Annotated in this window: 18 protein-coding genes; 12 read left to right on the top strand and 6 right to left on the bottom strand. The window is 60.7% G+C overall.

The features are described from left to right. The first annotated feature begins 94 nt into the window (after positions 1-94). Positions 95-916: a helix-turn-helix transcriptional regulator gene (locus tag LIX91_RS24035; RefSeq protein WP_003413924.1), complete on the top strand. Its 822-nt coding sequence runs from the start codon at positions 95-97 to the stop codon at positions 914-916. A 228-nt stretch (positions 917-1144) separates the two neighbouring features. Further along, positions 1145-1819, top strand: coding sequence for an HAD family hydrolase (locus tag LIX91_RS24030; RefSeq protein ID WP_226489307.1), 675 nt, complete (start codon positions 1145-1147; stop codon positions 1817-1819). Between the two features lie 100 nt (positions 1820-1919). Here LIX91_RS24030 and LIX91_RS24025 read toward each other — a convergent pair whose 3' ends face one another. Continuing rightward, positions 1920-2168 (bottom strand): hypothetical protein, encoded by a 249-nt coding sequence (locus LIX91_RS24025; protein ID WP_003318137.1) that lies wholly within the window; start codon positions 2166-2168, stop codon positions 1920-1922. A gap of 83 nt (positions 2169-2251) precedes the next feature. After that, positions 2252-2722, bottom strand: a complete 471-nt coding sequence (locus LIX91_RS24020; protein WP_226489306.1) for an Lrp/AsnC family transcriptional regulator — start codon at positions 2720-2722, stop codon at positions 2252-2254. Between the two features lie 254 nt (positions 2723-2976). Between LIX91_RS24020 and LIX91_RS24015 the strand changes: the two genes are divergently transcribed. The 9 genes from LIX91_RS24015 to LIX91_RS23975 all read left to right on the top strand — a co-directional run bounded on the left by LIX91_RS24015 (position 2977) and on the right by LIX91_RS23975 (position 15951). Then, complete coding sequence (locus tag LIX91_RS24015; RefSeq protein ID WP_226489305.1) at positions 2977-4131, top strand: cysteine desulfurase family protein; 1155 nt, start codon at positions 2977-2979, stop codon at positions 4129-4131. A 1201-nt stretch (positions 4132-5332) separates the two neighbouring features. After that, on the top strand, positions 5333-6160 hold the full coding sequence (locus LIX91_RS24010; RefSeq protein ID WP_410524764.1) for an energy transducer TonB: 828 nt from the start codon (positions 5333-5335) through the stop codon (positions 6158-6160). Positions 6161-6234: 74 nt separating this feature from the next. Then, positions 6235-6921, top strand: a complete 687-nt coding sequence (locus tag LIX91_RS24005) for a MotA/TolQ/ExbB proton channel family protein (RefSeq protein ID WP_003425751.1) — start codon at positions 6235-6237, stop codon at positions 6919-6921. Then, positions 6921-7322, top strand: coding sequence for an ExbD/TolR family protein (locus tag LIX91_RS24000; RefSeq protein ID WP_002555939.1), 402 nt, complete (start codon positions 6921-6923; stop codon positions 7320-7322). The genes LIX91_RS24005 and LIX91_RS24000 overlap by 1 nt, the downstream gene beginning before the upstream one ends. Positions 7323-7421: 99 nt before the next feature. Continuing rightward, the gene (locus tag LIX91_RS23995; RefSeq protein ID WP_226489303.1) at positions 7422-10247 is read left to right on the top strand and encodes a TonB-dependent receptor; all 2826 of its coding nucleotides are present in this window, start codon (positions 7422-7424) and stop codon (positions 10245-10247) included. Positions 10248-10391: 144 nt separating this feature from the next. Continuing rightward, positions 10392-12275 (top strand): extracellular solute-binding protein, encoded by a 1884-nt coding sequence (locus LIX91_RS23990; RefSeq protein WP_103751202.1) that lies wholly within the window; start codon positions 10392-10394, stop codon positions 12273-12275. A gap of 1 nt (position 12276) precedes the next feature. After that, the gene (locus LIX91_RS23985) at positions 12277-13344 is read left to right on the top strand and encodes a microcin C ABC transporter permease YejB (RefSeq protein ID WP_003413943.1); all 1068 of its coding nucleotides are present in this window, start codon (positions 12277-12279) and stop codon (positions 13342-13344) included. Next, complete coding sequence (locus LIX91_RS23980; protein WP_004408873.1) at positions 13344-14366, top strand: ABC transporter permease; 1023 nt, start codon at positions 13344-13346, stop codon at positions 14364-14366. The genes LIX91_RS23985 and LIX91_RS23980 overlap by 1 nt, the downstream gene beginning before the upstream one ends. Before the next feature lies 1 nt (position 14367). Continuing rightward, positions 14368-15951, top strand: coding sequence for an ABC transporter ATP-binding protein (locus LIX91_RS23975; protein WP_226489302.1), 1584 nt, complete (start codon positions 14368-14370; stop codon positions 15949-15951). A gap of 9 nt (positions 15952-15960) precedes the next feature. Here LIX91_RS23975 and LIX91_RS23970 read toward each other — a convergent pair whose 3' ends face one another. The 4 genes from LIX91_RS23970 to gabT form a co-directional block, all read right to left on the bottom strand. Next, a complete protein-coding gene (locus tag LIX91_RS23970; protein ID WP_003413951.1) occupies positions 15961-17457 on the bottom strand; it encodes a methyl-accepting chemotaxis protein in 1497 nt (498 codons plus the stop codon). A 377-nt stretch (positions 17458-17834) separates the two neighbouring features. Continuing rightward, a complete protein-coding gene (locus LIX91_RS23965) occupies positions 17835-18323 on the bottom strand; it encodes an Lrp/AsnC family transcriptional regulator (protein ID WP_002555947.1) in 489 nt (162 codons plus the stop codon). A gap of 47 nt (positions 18324-18370) precedes the next feature. Beyond that, positions 18371-19027, bottom strand: a complete 657-nt coding sequence (locus LIX91_RS23960) for an HAD family hydrolase (protein ID WP_046236849.1) — start codon at positions 19025-19027, stop codon at positions 18371-18373. 81 nt (positions 19028-19108) lie between these two features. After that, positions 19109-20413: a 4-aminobutyrate--2-oxoglutarate transaminase gene (gene gabT, locus LIX91_RS23955; protein WP_103696558.1), complete on the bottom strand. Its 1305-nt coding sequence runs from the start codon at positions 20411-20413 to the stop codon at positions 19109-19111. 285 nt (positions 20414-20698) lie between these two features. Here gabT and LIX91_RS23950 point away from each other — a divergent pair, with 285 nt between their 5' ends. Continuing rightward, complete coding sequence (locus LIX91_RS23950; protein ID WP_226489301.1) at positions 20699-21628, top strand: 2-hydroxyacid dehydrogenase; 930 nt, start codon at positions 20699-20701, stop codon at positions 21626-21628. The last annotated feature ends 41 nt before the right edge of the window (positions 21629-21669 follow it).

The raw sequence follows: 21669 nt of genomic DNA, 5'->3' as shown, positions 1-21669 counted from the left end.
CAAATCTCTCTTTGCTGAAGTCGGCAGAGTGCGCGTAACGTTTATCCCGTAAAAGACGTGACATTATCAGGGTATAAAAACCAACAGGATCATCATGGCCAACCCGCTGGGAACATATTTGAAGGACTGTCGGGCGCGTCTGGACCCAGCGAGTCTGGGGCTTTCCACCACGCGTCGACGCACGCCAGGTTTGCGTCGTGAAGAAGTTGCCCAGCGCGCCAATATCAGCGCGACGTGGTACACGTGGCTGGAACAAGGTCGCGGTGGCGCGCCTTCTGCTCAGGTTCTGGACCGGATCGCGCAAAGTCTCCTGATGACCGAGCCCGAGCGGCAACACCTGTTCATGCTCGCTTTTGGTCACCTGCCCGAAGTGGTCTACAGCGCGCCCGAAGGCGTATCGCCGCGCTTGCAGCGCATTCTGGATACGCTCGCGTTCAGCCCTGCTTTTATCAAGACTGCCACTTGGGATGTTCTGGCCTGGAACAACGCTGCGGCAGCTGTATTTACTGACTACAGCCTGCTGCCCGTAGAGCAGCGCAACATCCTGCGCCTGATGTTTTGCAACGCTGGCACGCGTGCAAAGCAGGACGACTGGCAGGCCGTCGCGCGCTTTATCGTCGCCTCATTCAGAGCCGACGCGACCCGTGCCGGTGCTGCCTCGGAACTCCGCGAACTTGCTGACGAACTCTGCACGCTCAGTGCCGATTTCGCTGCGTTGTGGCGCGACAACGATGTGCGTTCACAGGGCGAAGGCACCAAGCGCCTGCGGCATCCGGTTCATGGGCTGATTGAACTGGAGTATTCGGGGTTCGCAGTGGATGGCCGGCCCGATCTGTCGATGATTGTTTATAACCCGGTCACCGAGGATGACGCGGCGCGGGTTCAGGCGCTGGTGGAGGGTTACGTACAGCGTTAATGCGCCTTTAGAACCATCAGGCTTTTCTGCTGCCAGATCGCCCTCCCGCCCGAAAGATCGAACCGCCATTCCATCACGTACTCGAAAGTGTGTGACCTCAAAAAACCAACCCTTTCCCGCCATTTGGCAACGCCGTATTGAAGCCCCCCGGTACCGCCGAACAGGTATCGACTCACAACGCTCCGGACCTCGCCAGATGGTCAATTCGCATTCAAAAAGAGTAACCCTATGAGACCCCAGACTTCCTTCATCTTCGACCTGGACGGCACGCTGACCGACAGCGTTTATCAAAACGTCGCCGCCTGGAAAGAAGCGCTGGATGCAGAAAAGATTCCGCTTGCGATGTGGCGTATTCACCGCAAGATCGGCATGAGCGGCGGGCTGATGTTGAAATCACTGTCGCGTGAAACCGGCTTGAACATCGGCGAAGAACAAGCCGAACGGCTCAGCGAGAAACATGCTCAGGCTTACGAGCGGCTGCAAGGACAGATCATCGCATTGCCCGGCGCTGTCGAGTTGCTGGAGACGCTCGACAAGGAAAACCTCAAGTGGTGCATCGCCACCAGCGGTGGGATCGATACGGCGACGATCAACCTCAAAGCGCTGAAACTGGACATCAACAAGATCAACATCGTTACGCGCGATGACGTGAGCTACGGCAAGCCTGACCCCGACCTGTTCCTGGCGGCTGCAAATAAGATAAACGCTCCGATCGACGAGTGCCTGGTGATCGGCGATGCGATCTGGGACATGCTGGCGGCGCGTCGCTGCAAGGCAACCGGCGTTGGCTTGCTGTCGGGTGGCTACGACATTGGCGAGCTTGAGCGCGCTGGCGCGTTGAGGGTGTATGAAGACCCGCTGGATCTGCTGAATCATCTGGACGAGATTGCTTCGCGGCCTTGAGTCTGTGGATTCATCGTTTCCAATTCATGTGAGCAGCTCAACGTACCTGCAGAAACACGTTTGAGCTGTTACACCACCTCAGCGCCATATTTGTGCTCCCTCAGCCCGGCAGAGTGCCGCCGCCCTCATCCGAGACGCTGTCGGCGTCGTCCACTTCCGGCTCACCTTCATCGTAAGTTTCGTCGTGTTCCGTACGCTTCTTCACCTCGTCGCCTTTTTTCGGGCCGACACCGGGTCTGTTCGCGTTCATGGCGAGGACCGGGTCTGCTTCGCGGTCGTACTGGCCGAGTTGCGGGCTGGCTGGGTCTTCTTTGGGTACGCTGTCTGTGAGTATGTGATCGGTTGTCATGTCAGCCACCTTTTTCGTTTGCCAAAGAAAGTGGACGTGGCATCGGGCTGAGGGTTCGATTCAATCGATGAGCGTGGCTGCGCTCAGCCGCCAAACGATGCGTATTGCAAGGGCAGGCCGGTGGTGAATTTGATTTGTTCCATGGCGAAGCTCGAGCTCACGTCGCTGATGCCGGGGATGCTGATCAGTTGCTTGTACACCTCGTCGTACCCTGCGATGTCGGCCACCACGATGCGCAGCATGTAGTCGGTGTCGCCCGCCATGCGGTAGCACTCGACCACTTCAGGCAGTTCGCCGACGGCTGCGTGAAACTGTTCGAGCCAGGTGGCGTTGTGCTGGTTGGTGCGGATGGCGGCGAAGACGCTGACTGAGACGTTCAGCCGTTGCGCATTGAGCAGCGCAACCCGGCGGTCGATGATGCCGGCCTCTTCCAGCTTCTGGATACGTCGCCAGCACGCGGTACTGCCCAGGCCGATACGCTCGGCGATGTCCGCCACCGAACGGGTGCAGTCGGTTTGCAGGATGTCGAGAATTGCCCGGTCGAATTTGTCCATTAGCGGTTTCCTGCGTTAGTCGCTCTACACTGATCGTGAGGAACGATGGGTGTCTGGATGCGATTCTGCGCCTGATGCAGCATCCTAGAATTTTTAATCGTATAAATCCAAGTGAAAGCGAATAATTTTTCGCATTGGTTGCCCATACCCGTGCAAATATCAATAAATTTTCGCGCGCGGATCAGTAATCTTTCAAGCAATCGGTCTGGTAATGCCAGTCCTTGATTTTGACTCGATTACAAAGCGAATTGCCCATGACCACTTCTGCGCTCTATCTGGATTACGCCGCCACCACACCTGTCGATGAACAGGTCATCGAAGCCATGGTTGCCTGTATGGGGCGCGAAGGTCATTTCGGTAATCCGGCATCCAGCGGGCACGGTTATGGGCAGGTGGCGCGGCAGGCCGTTGAACAGGCGCGCACACAGGTGGCCGATGCGGTGGGTGCGCCTGCGGATACCATCGTCTGGACCTCCGGCGCTACCGAGTCCAACAACCTGGCGATCAAGGGCATCGCTCAGGATGCCAGCGCGCAACGCCGGCACATCATCACCAGCGTCCTGGAACACAAGGCCGTGCTCGACACCGTCAGCACGCTGGAGCGTCAGGGCTTTCCCGTCACCTGGCTGAAACCGGACGCTCAAGGCCTGATCCAGCCTCAAGCCGTACAGGCTGCCTTGCGCGAAGACACGCTGCTGGTGTCGCTGATGCTGGTGAACAATGAGCTGGGTACGCTGACCGATATCGCCAGCATTGGCGCCTTGGTGCGCGAGCACGGTGCGCTGTTTCATGTGGACGCTGCGCAGGGCGTCGGCAAGGTGAAGATCGATCTGGCGAGCCTGGCCGTCGACCTGATGTCGTTCTCGGCGCACAAGGCTTACGGCCCCAAGGGCATTGGCGCGCTGTACGTGGGCCCGCGTGCGCATTCACTGTTGAAAGCGCAAATCCACGGCGGCGGACATGAAGGCGGCTTTCGTTCGGGCACCTTGGCCACCCATCAGATCGTCGGCATGGGGACGGCCTTTGCGTTGGCGATCAGCCAGGCCGACACTGAAAACCGTCGTATCGAAGGGCTGAGTCGTCACCTGCGCGAAGGCCTGTTGAGTCTGCCGGATGTGCAACTCAATGGCTGTCCGCAACAACGCATACCGCACACCCTGAACCTGTGCATCACCCGCAGCGGCTTCACCAGCGCCCAGTTGTCCCACAGCCTGGCGTTGTCCTCGACGTCCGCGTGCAACTCGGCCAGCAATGCACCCTCGCATGTGCTGCTTGCTCTGGGCATGGACTCTCCCAAGGCCCTGGCCAGCGTGCGCGTCAGCCTTGGCCGCTACACCACGCAGGCAGATGTCGAACGCGCCATCGAGGTGTTCAGCAAGGCGCTCAGCGCACCTGCTGCGTTCTGGTAATTGACGACACCTACAGGCCGCCCGAATCCAGGGCGGCTCTCTCCCGGCGCATCCGCGCCAATCTGCCGAGTTGATACCCGCCGGGGTCAGTGACTGCGCCTTGCAGCCGCAAAAACTCGTCTCCAGATGAAAATGTACTCCTCCAGATACAAAAAGACACAAATTGGCACAGTTCTTTCAAGTGGAACGGTCGTGCCATAAACCAATGGTGCACGCTGCATTCATGGGGTGCCTACACGCACCAAAGTGCAGTTCACGGACGTCAGAGCGTCCACAAACAGTGCAGGGGAGCAGACCACAAGTCTCACTGCCCGCCAGGAAAGGAATCTAGCTGTGCCCTATCAGTCTTGCGTCAGACCACCGTTACGCCGGCAATCCACAGCTTGGGCAGCACCTGCCTCAAGCGATGCCTGCACGGTCGCTTCACCCTTGTCCCGATCTGCGTGTTGTTATTCGACGGCCCTGCACGTCTGGACTTAAGACATTTTGCGTGTGCCTTGAAAGTTCTGATGATGAATCAGGACCGTGTGCACCCGTGCGCGTAATAAGTACACAAGAGGCTGTTTTTAATTAAAAGACGGTCGACCTATAAAGAGTGTCCGACACTTTATTTTAAGTGGTTTCATTTTGCCATCACCTATGGAATGGCTTTTATTTCAACAACGCTAACTGTCCACACAACCGCGTACCTACACGGAGCATTGTTTTTATGAAGCGCTGATCAACTAACGCACCAACGTGATCCTCGTGACACAGTATTGGTGCATCAAACAAAGTGACTTGCAGGTCATGATTTTCGAACGCGTCTGCTCAAGCAGAGGGTCATTGTTTGTCTGTTTTTTTGTTCGACGTTTTATTCATCTGTGCGGTTTTGAAGTCAATGAAGTCGGGAATCGATAAATAGTTATACGAATGCGACACCCGCTCTGCATCAATGGTTCCAGCCGGGGCGTTCTGGCACAGCGGTTGCAATGTAAGCATTCAGGAACATCGCTGTACGTCCCCGTACATGACGATAAGAAAGCAAGGATCTGCAATGTCAGTGCCCTGATTCAAGACGTCCTTTAACCGTTTGAGTTCGCCGTGTGCGCACCCACCGCGTTGCCCTGCCCATCAACAATGTGCAGGTCTTCATCAATCGAACAGTTACCCATTGTTCGAGCGGATTTTTATTGCCCTTTAACTACCCGAGGGAGCGTTAATGAATGATGCGGTAATAATGAAAGCGGTTCCCTCTCCCTCGCCCGATGACACTTCGACGGCGTGGCAGGGTATTCCTTTCAGCGCCAATACGTCACGCCCGGGCGGCCTTAACAAGCCGCAAGTAATGGTGTTGATTGCTGCGTCGGTACTTATTCATGGTGTGATCTGGTGGTACATGCAAACGGCCCAGCCAGAGGTGCCGGAAGTTGCGCCACAAGTTCCGGAAATGACCATTGAACTGACCAGCCCGACACCACCCGCCCCGGAACCGCCGCCGCCCGAGCCACCACCTCCGCCGCCGCCGCCTCCACCGCCTCCCCCCGAACCGGAACAACCGGTCGAGGACCCGGACGCGGTCGAACCGCCGCCCAAACCGGTGGAAAAACCCAAGGTCGAGAAGCCCAAGCCGGTCAAGAAAGTCGAGCCGGTGAAAAAGCCGACGCCGCCTGCGCCCAAGCCTGCCGCTGCGCCCAGCCCGCCCGCGCCGCCAACACCTGCGCCCGCGCCGCCGGCACCTGCTGCGCCGCCGGCTCCGGTCAAGGAAAGCGCTGCGGTATCCGGGCTCGCCAGCCTGGGCAATCCACCGCCGGAATACCCGGGGCTGGCGTTGCGACGCAGTTGGGAAGGTCGCGTGATTCTGCGCATCAAGGTGCTGCCCAACGGTCGCGCCGGGGCTGTCGAGGTGACCAAATCCAGCGGCAAACCGGTACTGGACGAAGCGGCCGTGGAGGCTGTGCGCAACTGGAAGTTCATACCGGCCAAACGCGGTGACACGCCGATAGAAGGCTTCGCGACGCAGACCATCGACTTCAAGTTGCCGGAATAATCCGGCGCATGACAACCGACTATTCAATTATCAAAGCTGGTGAGGTTTAAACCATGAACGCATCGCTCTCTTCCATGATCGTCCCAGCCGTGCTCTGGGCACTGATTCTGTTTTCCGTATTGAGTTGGGCACTTTTGCTGATCAAGTCGGCGCAGTATGTCCGCCAGAAGTCCCAGAACAAACAATTCACCAAAGTGTTCTGGAGCGCACCGGACCTGCTCACCGCTGCCGAGCATTCTGCGCAATACCCTGGCGCGCTGGCGCGTATCGCCAACAGCGGCTTCGAAGCCATGGCGGTCGATGAGTCGCCGCGCACCACGCAACAACTGGCGCACACCATCAACCGCTCGGACCGTCTGGAGCGCAACCTGCGCCAGCAGATACAAAAAGAGCGTCGAGCGCTGGAAAGTGGCCAGGCGATTCTCGCCAGTATCGGCAGCACCGCGCCCTTCATCGGCCTGTTCGGTACGGTCTGGGGGATCATGGAAGCGCTGCAAAGCATCGGCGTGACCGGCTCGGCGAGCCTTGAAGCGGTCGCCGGGCCTATCGGTCACGCGCTGGTCGCCACCGGCGTGGGTATCGCCGTCGCCGTGCCGGCAGTGCTGATCTACAACTTCTTCCTGCGCCGCCTCAAGCTCGCCGTGGCCGACATGGATGACTTCGCCCACGACTTCGACGCCCTCGCCCAGCGCAGCGCCTTTGCCGTTACGCGCCAGCCCATCGCCAGCAAGAATGGCCATGCCGTTCGGGAGGCCAGCTAATGTCTTTCTCCACTCAGGACAGCGATGAAGTGCTCAGCGAAATGAACGTCACGCCGCTGGTCGACGTGATGCTCGTGCTGCTGGTGGTGTTCATCGTCACCACGCCGCTGATGACCAACGCGATCAAGGTCAACTTGCCCAAGACCGACGCAGTCGCCCCCGCCGAGAAGAAAAACCCGGTGGTGGTCAGCGTCGATCAGGACGGCAAGTTCTACCTCGCCAAATCGGAAATCGCCCCGGAGCTGCTGGAAAAAAGCCTGCAGGACGAAAAGGCCAAGGACCCGGAAATCCGCGTCCAGTTGCAGGCCGACACCGCCGTGAATTATGGCCAGGTGGCCAAGGCCATGGCCTCCATCGAACGCTCTGGCATTACCAAGATATCCGTCATGACAGCGAAATGACGCTCGACTGACCGGGTGGCTTCGCCTCGCGAAGCCGTCTGACCCGACCCCCGTGAATGCGGTTGTCCGTGGGCTGAAAAGCCCCTGGAGGGGAGCGGCTTGCTGGAAAAAGAAGAAGTGGAACTCCCGCTCGGCACAACCGCGTCGGGAACAGAGGGCTCACAAGGCCATTTCAATAATGTCTGGATCAAGTCGGAACTAACCATGCTGATGAATCTTCCCGGTTGCACCCTCAAACCACTGGCCCTCGCGGTCCGGCGTCATCCACGTGCCCTGCTCTGTGCATTGGCCATGGGCATGAGCGGTGCCCAGGCGGCAGACGCCGTCGATGCAGACACCAGCGGCTCGGCCGTGTCCACCAGCGCAGCGGTTGTGCCTGCCACGACCCAGCTGCAACGTGTAGAAGTGACCGGTTCGGCGATCCGCCGGGTCGATGCCGAAACCGCCGTGCCGATTACCATCCTGCGCGCCGACGACCTGAAGAAACAGGGCGTGACCACCACCCAGGAAATGGTCCAGCGCATTACCGGCAGCCAGTCGATCCAGAACAGCGCGGGCTCGATCGGTGCCAGCACCGGCGGCGCCTCTTTCGCCGACATGCGCGGCATCGGTGCGAACAAAACGCTGGTGCTGCTCAATGGCCGGCGTCTGGCCAACAACGCGATTTCCGGTGTGGGCACGCCCAACGGCAGCGCCATCGACCTGAACATGATTCCGTTCGCCGCCATCGACCGCGTGGAAGTGCTGCGTGATGGCGCCTCGGCGCTGTACGGCACAGACGCCATCGGCGGTGTGATCAACTTCATCACCAAAAAGTCCCTGACTGACGGCACCCTGACGCTGGGTGGCGAGACGCCGACTGCCAGTGGCGGCGGTGCGACCAAGGACATGAGCGCCAGCTGGGGCTTCGGTGATCTGGAAGAAGACCGCTTCAACGTCATGGGCGTGGTCAACTACAACAAGCAGCAGAATCTGGACGCCAACGACCGCTCGTTCACGCGGGATTACCAGCCGGGACGCGGGCTCAACCAGACTTCCGGTACGGCCTACCCGGCCAACTATTATCAGGGCGACAACTCTGCCAACCCGCTGGGCAGAAACTGCGGCGGCTCCAGCCTGATCGCCAGCAACGGCATCTGCCGGTTCAGTACCCGTGAATACATCGACCTGATCCCGCAGACCGAAAAAACCTCGTTCTTCGGCAAGGCCACCGGCAAGCTGGCCGATGATCACAACGTCAGCCTCGAATACTTCTGGGCTCGCAACAACAACCACACCGGCATCGGTCCGGCACCGCTGACCGGTCTGTCACTCGACTCCTCATCGCCCTTCTACCCCGGCAACGGCATTACCCCGGCACCGACCGATTTCACCCTCGACCCGACACAGCCGGTCAGCACCGCATGGCGCGAAACGGCAGCCGGCGCACGAGGTTCAAGTGACCAGAACACCAGCCAGCGCTTTCTGCTGAATTTCGACGGTCTAGTAGGTGGCTGGGACTATAACGTCGGCGCTTCGTACAACCAGAACAAGGTACTGTCCTCAGTGACCAGCGGCTTTGTCAGCGACTCGGCGATGCTGAACGGCCTTGCCAATGGCGTCCTCAACCCGTTCGGCCCGCAGACGGCACAAGGGCAGGCGCTGATCGATGCCAGCGAATACCACGGTCAGTACTCCAGCGCTGTGGGCCGTGTGGCCGGGCTGGATGCGCGCATCAGCCGGGAAATCGGCGACTGGTTCGGCGCGGGCCCGTCCGGTCTGGCGCTCGGTGGTGAATACCGCAAGGAGAAGATGCATCAGGACTTTGATCCCTTCGTCAACGACATCAGCAGCCTGGGTCTGGACGCAGCCGGCAGCGTAGAAGGCGACCGCAGTGTCAAAGCCGAATACGCCGAACTGAACGTACCGGTACTGGACAGCCTGGAGCTGACCGCTGCTGTTCGTCACGATAAATACAGCGACTTCGGCAGCACCACCAACCCGAAATATTCGTTCCGCTACCAGCCGTTCAAGCAACTGGTGGTGCGTGGTGCCTACAGTGAAGGCTTCCGTGCGCCTTCGCTTTATGAACTCTATGCGCCGCGCAGCCTGAGCTACACCCAGGGCTACTACAACGACCCGGTACTCTGTGCCGGTGGCACCGTGCAACCCGGCGGTAACGCGGGTCGCGATTGCGCGCAGCAGTTCCTCAACAACAGTGGCGGCAACACCGAGCTGGCCCCGGAAAAAGCCCGCAACATGACCCTGGGCTTCGTCTATCAGCCGGTCAACAACCTGTCGATGGGCCTGGATTTCTGGTGGATTCACATCTCCAACCAGATTCAGTCGTTCCCCGAGTCGACCGTGTTCGATGACCCCAACACCTACGCCGACCGCTACGTGCGCGCTGCCGACGGTTCAATCGCCAACATCGTCACCGGCAACGCCAACCTGGGCATCGTCAAGACCAGCGGTGTCGACGTAACCCTCGACTATCGCTTCCCGAACACGCCGTACGGTCAGTTCGGTCTGGGCATGACCGGCACTTACGTCACCCGTTATGACTTCCAGAACATCATCGACGGCCCGTACACCGACAAGGTCGGCGACTTCCAGGGCGACGGCGTGATTTCGCGCTGGAAACACGTCCTGACCGGTACCTGGGCACTGGGTGATACCCGCGCCTCCATCACCAACCGCTTCACCAGCGGCTACAACGATTACGACCGCACCACCAATGCGCGGGTCGCGTCGTATGCGCTGTGGGACATGTCGGTGGGTCATACCTTCGACAAGGTGCTGGATATCGACGCTGGTGTGCGCAACATGTTCGACCGCAACCCGCCGTTCTCCAACCAGGCCTACAACTTCCAGTCCGGCTACGACCCTCGTTACGCCGACCCGCTGGGCCGCACCCTGTTCGCCCGCGCGACTTACCACTTCTGAGTGTGACGACGTGGCCCATACACGCTCCGTGGGCCAGGTCAGATTGCGAGCTCGCCCCCTCCGGCCCAGGTTTCATCCGCCTTCCCCGGCCGGGGGCTTTTTCGCAGTGTTCCGTCATTCAGTGCGCACGAGGAAAGCCCTACCATGTCGCGTCTTAACCGTTTTCTGCAGCGCCTGCTTCTGGGTGTTGCGCTGTGCAGTGGCTGGCAGACTGTGCTGGCGACGCCGACCCACGCCTTGACCGTCTATGGCGAGGCGCCGAAGTACCCGGCCGGCTTCCAGCACTTCGATTACGTCAACCCGAACGCCCCCAAGGGTGGTTCGCTGACCCGGTCGGCGGAAGAAATCGGCCAGTTCAATTACCTCAATCCCTATGTCGATCAGGGCATCAATGTGCGCGAGGTCGACAGCTGGGTGTACTCGCCACTGGCCTATCGCTCGCTGGATGAGCCGTACACGGTGTATGGCCTGATCGCGGAAAAGATGGAGATGGACCCGGACGGTCTGTGGATTCGTTTTTTCCTCAACCCCAAGGCGCGTTTCGAGGACGGCAAGCCCGTCACCGCCGGAGACGTGCGCTACACCTTCGAGCTGATGACCACCAAGGGCAGCTTCAGCTATCGACCGATGTTCGCCGACGTCAAAGAGGTGACCATCGAAGGCCCGCTGCAGATTCGCTTCGACTTCAAGAACAACCTCAACCGCATGCTGGCGCTGGACATTGCCAGCCTGCACATCCTCCCCGAACACTGGTGGAAGACCCGCGACTTCGCCAACGGCGGCGGTTTCGAGCCGCCGCTGGGCAACGGGCCGTACCGGGTCGCCAAGGTCGATGCCGGACGCAGCGTCACCTTCGAACGGGTCAAGGACTGGTGGGGCAAGGACCTGCCGGTCAGCCGTGGTCTGTACAACTTCGACACGCTCACCGTGAACTACTACGGCGACACCGAGATCGCCCGCCAGCTGCTGCAGGCCGGGACGTTCGACTACAACCGCGAGTTCTCCTCTTCAGGCTTCGTGGTCGGCTACAGCGGCCCGGCGATTGACGACGGGCGCCTGCAAAAACGCATCCTCGCACCGCAACGTCCGGTCGCCGCGCAGGGCTTTGTGTTCAATCTGGACAAGCCCATGTTCAAGGACCGCCGCGTGCGCGAGGCGCTGTCATTGCTGTGGGATTTCGACTGGATCAATCGCCGGGTCATGCGCAATTTCTACGTGCGTGAACAAAGCTATTTCCCGAAAAGCGACATGGCCGCCACCGAGCTACCGACCCCGGCCGAGCTGAAAATTCTCGAGCCCTTGCGCGGGCAGGTGCCGGATGAGGTGTTCAGCAAGGTCTATCAGCCACCGAAAACCGACGGCAGCGGTTACATCCGTGACAAGCAGTTGCAGGCCCTCAAGCTGCTGGCCGAAGCTGGCTGGCACCCGAAAGACAACAAGCTGGTCAACGCGGCGGGCGAGCCGATGGTGTTCAGTTTTCTCGATGGTCAGGGCGGCTTCGACCGACTGATTCTGCCCTTCAAGCGCACCCTGGCGCAGATCGGCATCACCCTGGATTTCCTGCGCATCGATTCGGCGCAGTACATCAACCGGCTCAATGCGCGGGACTACGACATGATCGTGGTCAGCCTGCCGAAAAACGGCAATCCGATCATCTCCCCGGGCCGTGAGCTGTACAACCTGTACGGCTCGCAAAGCGCCACCGAAGTGGGCAGCTCCAACGCCATGGTGCTGCGCAATCCTGCGGTGGACACGCTGATCGACGGGCTGGTCAGCGCCAATACGCGCAACGACATGGTGCTCTACGCGCGGGCGCTGGATCGGGTCCTGCAGTGGGGGTACTACATGATCCCCAACTACTACTCCAAGGGCACGCCGCTGGTGTTCGCCAACCGTTTCGGCATGCCGGACGTGGCACCGATCTATGACGTGGGCCTGGAAACCTGGTGGCAGATCAGCCCGACGCCGCTGACCAATGCTCAGGCCACTGCGCTGACCGGCAAACCTGCCGCCGCCAAGGAGTACTGAGATGCTGGCTTATGTGATTCGACGCCTGCTGCTGATCATTCCCACGCTGCTGGCCATTCTGATCGTCAACTTCCTGATCGTGCAGGCCGCCCCCGGCGGACCGGTCGAGCAGGCCATCGCGCGCATTCAGGGCTTCAGCCCCAACGGTGTGGGCGGCGGCGGGGGCGAAGTGGCTGCCTCCGGCACCGCCAGCCGCAGCACCCGCGGGCTGGACCCGGCGCTGATCGAGCAGATCAAGCAACACTACGGTTTCGACAAACCGATGCACGAGCGGCTGTGGCTGATGCTCAAGAACTACGCGCAACTGGACTTCGGCACCAGCTTCTTCCGCGGTGCACCGGTCACCGAACTGATCGCGCAAAAGCTGCCGGTGTCGCTGTCTCTCGGGCTCTGGGCGACGCTGATCACGTACCTGATTTCCATCCCGCTGGGCATTCGCAAAGCGGTGCGGCATGGCAGCGCATTCGATGTCTGGAGCAGCACGCTGGTGATTATCGGTTACGCCACACCCGCGTTTCTGTTCGCCATTCTGCTGATCGTGGTGTTCGCCGGGGGCAGTTACCTGAGCTGGTTTCCAGCGCAGGGACTGTTCTCGGACAACTTCGACAGCCTGAGCACCTGGGGCAAGGTAAAGGACTATCTGTGGCACCTGGTGCTGCCGGTCAGTTCGCTGGTGATCGGCGGGTTCGCCACGCTGACCATCCTCACCAAGAACAGCTTTCTCAACGAGATCAGCCGCCAGTACGTGGTCACGGCGCGCGCCAAGGGCCTGACCGAGCACCGCGTGCTGTACGGCCATGTGTTTCGCAACGCCATGTTGTTGGTGATCGCCGGTATTCCACAGGCCTTGATCGAAGTGTTCTTCGCCGGCTCGCTGCTGATCGAAACCATCTTCGGCCTCGATGGTTTGGGGCGCATGAGTTACGAAGCAGCCGTCTCGCGCGACTACCCCATCGTGTTCGGCACGCTGTTTCTGTTCACGCTGTTCGGCCTGCTGATCAAACTGATCGGTGACCTGTGTTACACGCTGGTCGACCCACGCATCGACTTTTCCGCGAGGAGCGCCTGATGTTCGAGTTCTCTCCCCAGACCCGGCGCCGCTTCGACCTGTTCAAGGCCAACCGTCGCGGTTGGTGGTCGCTGTGGATCTTCATCGGCCTGCTGCTGGTGTGCCTGTGCGGCGAACTGATCGCCAACGACAAACCGCTGCTGATCCGCTACGACGGGCAGTTGTATTACCCGGTGCTGCATACCTACATGGAAACCGATTTCGGCGGCGAGCTGCCGTTCGAACCGGACTATGCCAGCGACTATGTGCGCAAGCTGATCGCCGCGAAAAACGGCTGGATGCTGTTCGCGCCGATCCCGTTCAGCTACGACACCATCAACTATGACCTGGACGCGCCGTCCCCCAGCCCGCCTGATGCGATCAACTGGCTGGGCACGGACGAACAGGCTCGCGATGTGTTGGCACGTGTGCTGTTCGGCGCGCGGATATCCATTCTGTTCGCGCTGCTGCTGACCGCGATCAGCACGGTGATCGGCGTGTGTGCCGGGGCGATTCAGGGTTACTACGGCGGCATGACCGACCTGATCGGCCAGCGCATTCAGGAGATCTGGTCGGGGCTGCCGGTGCTGTACCTGCTGATCATTCTGTCCGGCTTTGTGTCGCCCAGTTTCTGGTGGCTGCTGGGGATCATGGCGCTATTCTCCTGGCTGTCGCTGGTGGACGTGGTGCGTGCCGAGTTCCTGCGTGGGCGCAATCTGGAGTACGTCAAAGCTGCCCGCGCATTGGGGCTGACCGACGCTGCGCTGATGTGGCGACACATCCTGCCCAACGCGATGACCAGCACCCTGACCTACCTGCCGTTCATCATCACCGGCGCCATCGCCACCCTCACTGCGCTGGATTTTCTCGGCTTCGGCATGCCGGCGGGCAGTGCGTCGCTGGGCGAGCTGATCGGCGAGGCCAAGCGTAATCTGCAAGCGCCCTGGCTGGGGCTGACGGCGTTCGTGGTGCTTGCCCTCATTCTTTCTCTGCTGGTGTTCATCGGCGAAGCCTGCCGCGACGCGTTCGATCCTCGGAGCTGACATGCACGACAACCTGATTGAAATTCGCGACCTGCGGGTCGCCTTCAACGGCCGCGAAGTGGTGCATGGCGTCAGCCTCGACATCCGCCGTGGCGAGTGCCTGGCGCTGGTGGGCGAATCCGGCTCGGGCAAGTCGGTCACGGCGCATTCGATTCTGCGTCTGCTGCCGGCGAAAACTGTCAGCACCCAGGGCTCGATTCGTTACGACGGGCTGGACCTGGTCAGCGCCAGCGACAAGCAGTTGCGCAGCCTGCGCGGCAACCGGGTGGCGATGATTTTTCAGGAGCCCATGAGTTCGCTGAACCCGCTGCACACGGTTGAAAAACAGATCGGCGAAATCCTCGTCACCCACAAGGGCCTGAAGGGCAAGGCCGCGCTGAGCCGTACTCTGGAGCTGCTGGAACTGGTCGGCATTCGTGATCCGCTGTCACGTCTCAAGGCGTATCCGCATCAACTGTCGGGCGGGCAACGGCAGCGCATCATGATTGCCATGGCGCTGGCCAACGAGCCGGATCTGCTGATCGCCGACGAGCCGACCACCGCGCTGGACGTGACCGTGCAGGTGAAGATTCTGGAGTTGCTCAAGTCCCTGCAACATCGGCTGAACATGTCGCTGCTGCTGATCAGCCACGACCTCAATCTGGTGCGGCGCATCGCCCAGCGGGTCTGCGTGATGCGTGAGGGCGAGATCGTCGAGCAGGCCGATTGCCAGACCCTGTTCGACAGCCCGCAGCACCCTTACAGCCGTCTACTGATCAATGCCGAGCCGGATGGCGAACCGGTGCCGTCCACGCACAGCAACACGCTGTTGTCGGTGCAGGACTTGAAGGTCTGGTTCCCGCTGGGCAAGGCCTGGTTCAAGCGTGAACCGCAGTATGTGAAGGCAGTGGACGGGGTGAGTTTCGAGCTGCTCAAGGGCAAGACGCTGGGCATTGTCGGCGAGTCGGGTTCGGGTAAATCGACGCTGGGCCAGGCGATTTTGCGCCTGGTCGATTCAGAGGGCAGCATCCGCTTCGGCACCAAGGAACTGAGCCTGCACAGCCAGCACCTGATGCGCCCGTTGCGCCGCCAGTTGCAGGTGGTGTTTCAGGACCCGTTCGGCAGTCTCAGCCCGCGCATGACCGTGGAACAGATCATTGCCGAGGGCCTGGTGACGCACAACATCGGTACGCCGAAAGAGCGTGAACAGACGGTGATCCGCGTGTTGCAGGAAGTCGGCCTGGACCCGGCCACCCGGCATCGTTACCCGCACGAGTTTTCCGGCGGTCAGCGTCAGCGTATTTCCATCGCACGGGCGCTGGTGCTTGAACCGGATCTGATCCTGCTCGACGAACCGACCTCGGCGCTCGACCGGACCGTGCAAAAGCAGATCGTCGCCCTGCTGCGCGATCTGCAAATCCGGCATGGCCTGACGTACCTGTTCATCAGCCATGACCTGGCGGTGGTTCACGCCCTGGCCCATGACCTGATCGTCATCAAGGACGGCAAGGTGGTCGAGCAGGGCCCGTCCCGCGAGATCTTCGCCGCACCGCAGCAGGCCTACACTCAGGAACTGCTGCGTTCGTCGGGGCTGGTGTTCGCCTGAGCGCGAAAACTACGCGTGAAAGCTCTGGCCCAGCGCTTCCAGGCGGATAGCCAGTGGCGACAGGCTCTGGCTGCTGGTCGCCAGCACACCGATATTGGCGGCGGTGTGTTCGGCGATGGTCTGCACCGAGCGCAACTGGTCGGCCATTTCCCGGCTGACGGCGGACTGCTGTTCGGTCGTCGTGGCAATCAAGCCGTTGAGCCGGGTGATATGGCCGATGCCTTCGCCGACGGCGCGCAGGGATTGCGAAGCGCGCTGGCTGTCCTCGACACAACGCCCGACGCCCTGCAGGCTGTCGTTCATGGCCGTAGCGGCCTGACGACTGCCTTTTTGCAGGTCTTCGATGATGGTCTGGATTTCCTTGGTCGACGACGCTGTGCGCTGCGCCAGGTTGCGCACTTCATCGGCCACCACCGCAAAGCCTCGGCCCTGCTCACCGGCTCGGGCGGCTTCGATTGCGGCGTTGAGGGCCAGCAGGTTGGTCTGCTCGGCAATGCTGCCGATCACGTCCAGCACCTTGCCGATCTGTTCTGACTGGTTGGCCAGGGCCTGCACGGTTTCATCGGTGGTCGTGATGCGCGCGGCAAGCTGGGTGATTTCGCTCTGCGCACGGTCGACACTGTCGCGCCCGTGAGCGACCTGATCGCTGGCGTCACCGGCCCGCTGCACGGCTTGCGCGACGTGGCTGGAGATATCGTTCATGGCATCGCCCATGCGCTGCATCGCGCCGGTCATGCGCGCGATTTCACTGAGCTGATGCTGCGCACCGGTTTCCAGCGTACTGCTGGCCTTGGCAAGGTCATGACCCAGTTCGCCAAGCCCGCGAGTGTCACGCACCACGCCGTCGACCAGGCCGGTGATCTGCGCCAGAAACTGCTCGAAACGCTGCGCCAGCGAGACATGTTTGCCCGACTGCTGGCTGGACTGGCTATCGGTAGAGAACTGGTTGGTGGTGGCCAGCATCCGGTCCAGCATGTCCTGATTCTCGACCGCCTCGGCCTGATTCTGCACGGCCAGGTAGACCAGAATCGCGCTTTCAACGACCACATACACCGCATGCACAAGCACCATGCTCCAGCCGAAGCCGTGGTGCATGACATACACCGGGAAGCCGGAATGCTGCAGGGCATGGAAACCGATGTGGTGGAGGGCGATGGTGACGGCAGCGACCAGAATCGGCAGCCAGTCGCGGTAGAAGGTCAGCACCGCCAGCAGGACGAAGATGCCGAAATGTATCTCGACCTGCCCGTGGGTCTGATTGATGTGCAGCGCGGTCATGACCATCAGCCCGACGCCGAAACAGCAACGCATCAATCGGGTGCCGCCGATGGCCCGATACAGCCCGGTCAGCACCACCGCGGTGCCGCCACCGACGACGACTGCCTGGGTGAAGGTGTCGAACCAGAACGCCAACCCGAGCGCGTAGATGAACAACAGCCAGATCAGACCCAGCATGATCCGGTCGGCCTTGCGGTAATGGTCAAGGAAACGAGGGGCTACGGGCATCGAACACATCCTTTTGAAATCCATGGCGACAGGGGCCCCTGCCGGTTTTTCAAATCTGCACGAGCAAAAGCCCGGCCAAAGTGCCGTCCGGATAGTAGCCCTATGCCAGAAATTCAGACATACCTATTCTTTGCCCAGTATTCACGGCTGCGTATGCGGTGCGGCGCAGATCTGTGACGCGGAGCGTCACGCAAGGCAGTCCACTGGAGCGTGAGGAACGATAGTCGTCAGGTAGATCGCGGAACGGGTGGGGCACGATGTGTCCGGGCGAACGCTATCGTGGCTCAGCGCTATACACACCGTGCGAACGCCATCGTGCCCATGCTCCGCGTGGGTATGCCGTTCTGGACGCTCCGCGTCCTCTCTTGGCTAGTGTTTCAATGGCGCAACAGTTTGCGCAGCGGTACGCCGTCTTTCATGACCGGGGATTTGATGACGATGTAGCTGAAGTACTTGGAGATGCCGATGTTCTTGTCCAGCAGCTCTTCGATCACTTCCTGGTAATGCTGAATGCTGCGGGTCATGAAGCGCACCAGGTAATCGTAGCCGCCGCTGATCAGGTGGCATTCCAGCACTTCGTCGACGTGACGGATGTTGGCTTCAAATTTGGCGAAGTCTTCGCGCTTGTGGTCGCTGAGGGAGATTTCCGTGAACACGGTGACCGATTCAGTGATCTTGGCCAGATTAAGGTGCGCTTTATAGCTGGAAATGTAACCTGCCGACTCCAGACGTTTGACGCGTTGCAGGCAAGGGCTCGCGGAAAGTCCGACGGCATCGGCCAGGCTGACGTTGGTCATGCGCCCGTCTTTCTGGAGTTCTACCAAAATATTGATATCAATCCGATCCAGTTTGACCAAGCCTTCCATTACCTACCTCATGTATTGCCATTCACGGTGCCTACCTTCTAGCAAAATCAGCGCCGTAAAGACAGCTGATGCTGAGCGACCAGATCAGCCATGCTGTTGATGCAGATATCCGCCGTGCAGGGCTTGCTGTGCTGTTCCCGACCACGCCGGATCAGGCACAACCCACCGCTCGCCAACGCCGAGGCCGGTGGGCGTGACACTATCAGGGTTTCACGCGGCTCCAGATCCATATCGGCAAGCCAGCCCGTGTCGTCCAGCGGGTGAGTGGTCAATGACAGCAGGCTGTCGGGCTCAAGCCCCAGTCGCTCGCACAGCAGGCCGCGATCCTGCAGGTCGCGGTCGGCGTACACCAGCAAACGATAGAACTTGCGCAGGTAGAGCATCGCGCCGGGCGCATCCTCGAACAGCGTCCAGTTCGGCACCGAGCGGGCGAAACTCATGCCTTCCTCCCAACTCGCCTTGATCCCCAGTCGTTCGGCCAGCTGGCGATGCGCAAAGCACAGCAGCCCGCTGAAACCCAATTCGTCAAAGCGCGGGTACAACGTGCGGATGACATCATGGAATTCAGTGAGTACCTGGTCTTTGCCGGGTGTGTTCAGACCGTTGTCCAGCAACGGCTGCAACGCCGTCCATACACCGGAATCACGGTCCACCAGCACTTCATCACAATCGATCAGCAGTGCGCGGTAATCAATAAGCCCCATGGCAGGCAACGTCTCCATTCAACAATGATCCCCAGCGCGGGTGATCGCAGCGTCTCACGACAGCCGCGACCACGCTTGCACTCAGCTGGACTTCAATACTCGTGCCAAGGCAGTGTCAAGAATGCCCAGCGCTTCATCGATCTGCTGCTCGGTGGTCACCAGCGGGGCCAGGAAGCGCAGGACGTTGCGGTACACGCCGCACTTGATCACCAGCAGGCCACCGAGGCGCGCCTGGTCGATGATCTTCTGGTTGAGGTCGGCGTCCGGGCTGCGGGCTGCGTCATTCTTGACCATCTCCATGGCGAGCATGAAACCGGTGCCGCGCACGTCGCCGATGCAGCTGTAACGCTCTTTAAGCGCGAGCAGACCGGCACGCAGGCGTTCGCCCAACTGTTCGCCGCGCGCCAGCAGATTTTCCTGCTCGTAGGTGTCGATCACTGCCAGTGCCGCGGCGCAGGACAGCGCATTACCGCCGTAAGTGCCGCCCAGGCCGCCCGGAAGCGGTGCATCCATGATCTCGGCACGCCCGACCACGCCCGACAGCGGCATGCCGCCCGCAAGGCTCTTGGCCACGGTCACCAGATCTGGCTGGATACCCGAATGCTCGAAGCCGAACCACTTGCCGGTCCGCCCGAAACCGGACTGGATTTCATCGGCAATCAGCACGATGCCGTGTTGTTCGGTCAGCGCACGCAAGGCCTTCATGAACTCGACTGGCGCAGTCAGGAAGCCGCCGTCACCCTGCATCGGCTCGATCAGAATCGCCGCCACACGCTCCGGTGCGACCTGAGTGGCCAACAGCTCGTGCAACGCCGCCAGCGCCACTTCGGTGGTCACGCCGCGGTATTCGTTCGGGTACGGGGTGTGGAACACCTCAGGCGCCATCGGGCCGAAATTCTGTTTGTACGGCTGGCTCATGCCGGTCAGCGTGGTGCCGAGCAGCGTACGGCCATGAAAGCCGCCCCGGAACGAGATGATCGCCGGGCGATTGGTGTGGGCGCGGGCGATTTTCACCGCGTTTTCCACGGCTTCGGCGCCGGAGGTGAAAAGCACTGCCTTGTGGTCGATGCCGCTCTGGCCTGCGATCAACAGGCTCAAGCGTTTGGCCAGGTCGATATAGGGCTGGTAGGAGGCCACCTGAAAGCAGGCGTGGGTGACTTTGGTCAGCTGCGCCTGAATCGCCGCGACCACGTTCGGGTGGTTGTGGCCGATGTTCAACACGCCGATACCGCCGACGAAATCCAGATAGCGCTTGCCATCGACGTCCCACAATTCAGAACCCTGGGCGCGGTCGATGACCAGCGGGTGGGCCGTGACAATGCCACGCGGCACAAACTGGTCGCGCTGGCGGATCAGATGAGGGGTGTCGTCGACTTTGCTGTTCATGGTTTTACCTATCATGGGCCAGGCAGCCGGCGGGGGTGGCTGCGATGCTGTTCAGGTTAAGCGTTCAGCGAAATGATCTACGCCGAACTTGCACCCTCAGATGTCCATATCGACTGTTTTTCGCCTCGCAAACGGCAGATTCCTTCATGCCCGCACATCACCATGCAATCTGCCGGGCAGCGGCGCTTTTCGGACATCGGAGAGGCCTGGAAGCAGGCGTTTCGACAGATCCTGCTTTGCTTTTGCGGCATGATGGGGCTCCCCTTTCATGCTCAGGAAATGCCCATGCCCGCCCTGCTCTACAAAGCCGATCCCGCACGTGCCGAACGCTGGCGCGTCCTGTTTGCCGAGCACGCGCCGGACATTGAATGGCGGGTATGGCCGGACATCGGCGACCCGGCTGACATCCACTATCTGGGCGCCTGGCTGGCGCCCGATGATCTTCAAGAAATGCTGCCCAACCTGAAAGTGCTGTTTGCCCTGTCGGCAGGTGTGGACCAGTTGGACCTGAGCCGTATTCCGAAATCACTGCCGGTGGTGCGTTTGCTGGACCCTGGCATCAGTCACGCGATGTGTGAGTACGCAACCTTTGCCGTGCTGAGCCTGCACCGGGAAATGCTGCGTTATCGGCAGCAGCAGGTTGAAGGCGTCTGGAAAGCCCACCCGCTGATACCCGCGAACCAACGACGAGTCGGCGTGATGGGGCTGGGCTTGCAGGCGCAGCATATTCTGTCGAGCCTCAAACCCTTCGGTTTCCAACTGTCGGGCTGGGCGCGCAGCGAGCATCGAATCGACGCTGTGCAGTGCTATGCAGGGGAAGAGCAACTGGAGGCATTTCTGGGGCAGTGCGACATTTTGCTGTGTGTGCTGCCGCTGACCGGCCAGACCGAAGGCATCCTCAATCGCCGGCTTTTCGAGCAATTGCCCAAGGGGGCCGCGCTGATCAATATGGGCCGTGGCGGGCATCTGCTGGAAGCGGACCTGCTGGACGCGCTGGACAGCGGTCAACTCAGCGCTGCAGTGCTGGATGTGCTGCAGCAGGAGCCAGCGTCAGCCGACCATCCGTTCTGGACACACCCGAAGATCCTGCTGACCCCGCATGTGGCGGCCATGACCCAGCCGGAAAGCGCCTTTCCTGGCCTGCTCGATAACATTCGCCGCTTTGAACGCGGTGAAGCGATGCAAGGACAGGTGGATCGCGGCCAGGGTTATTAACTGACGCTCGCCCCCACGCTCGCACCCCGCGTCATACACAA

The organism is Pseudomonas sp. B20 (assembly GCF_020515755.1).
GTDB classification, from domain to species: Bacteria; Pseudomonadota; Gammaproteobacteria; order Pseudomonadales; family Pseudomonadaceae; genus Aquipseudomonas; species Aquipseudomonas syringae.
The sequence above is the reverse complement of the archived record's forward strand: the minus strand, read 5'-3'. Positions and strand labels throughout refer to the sequence as shown.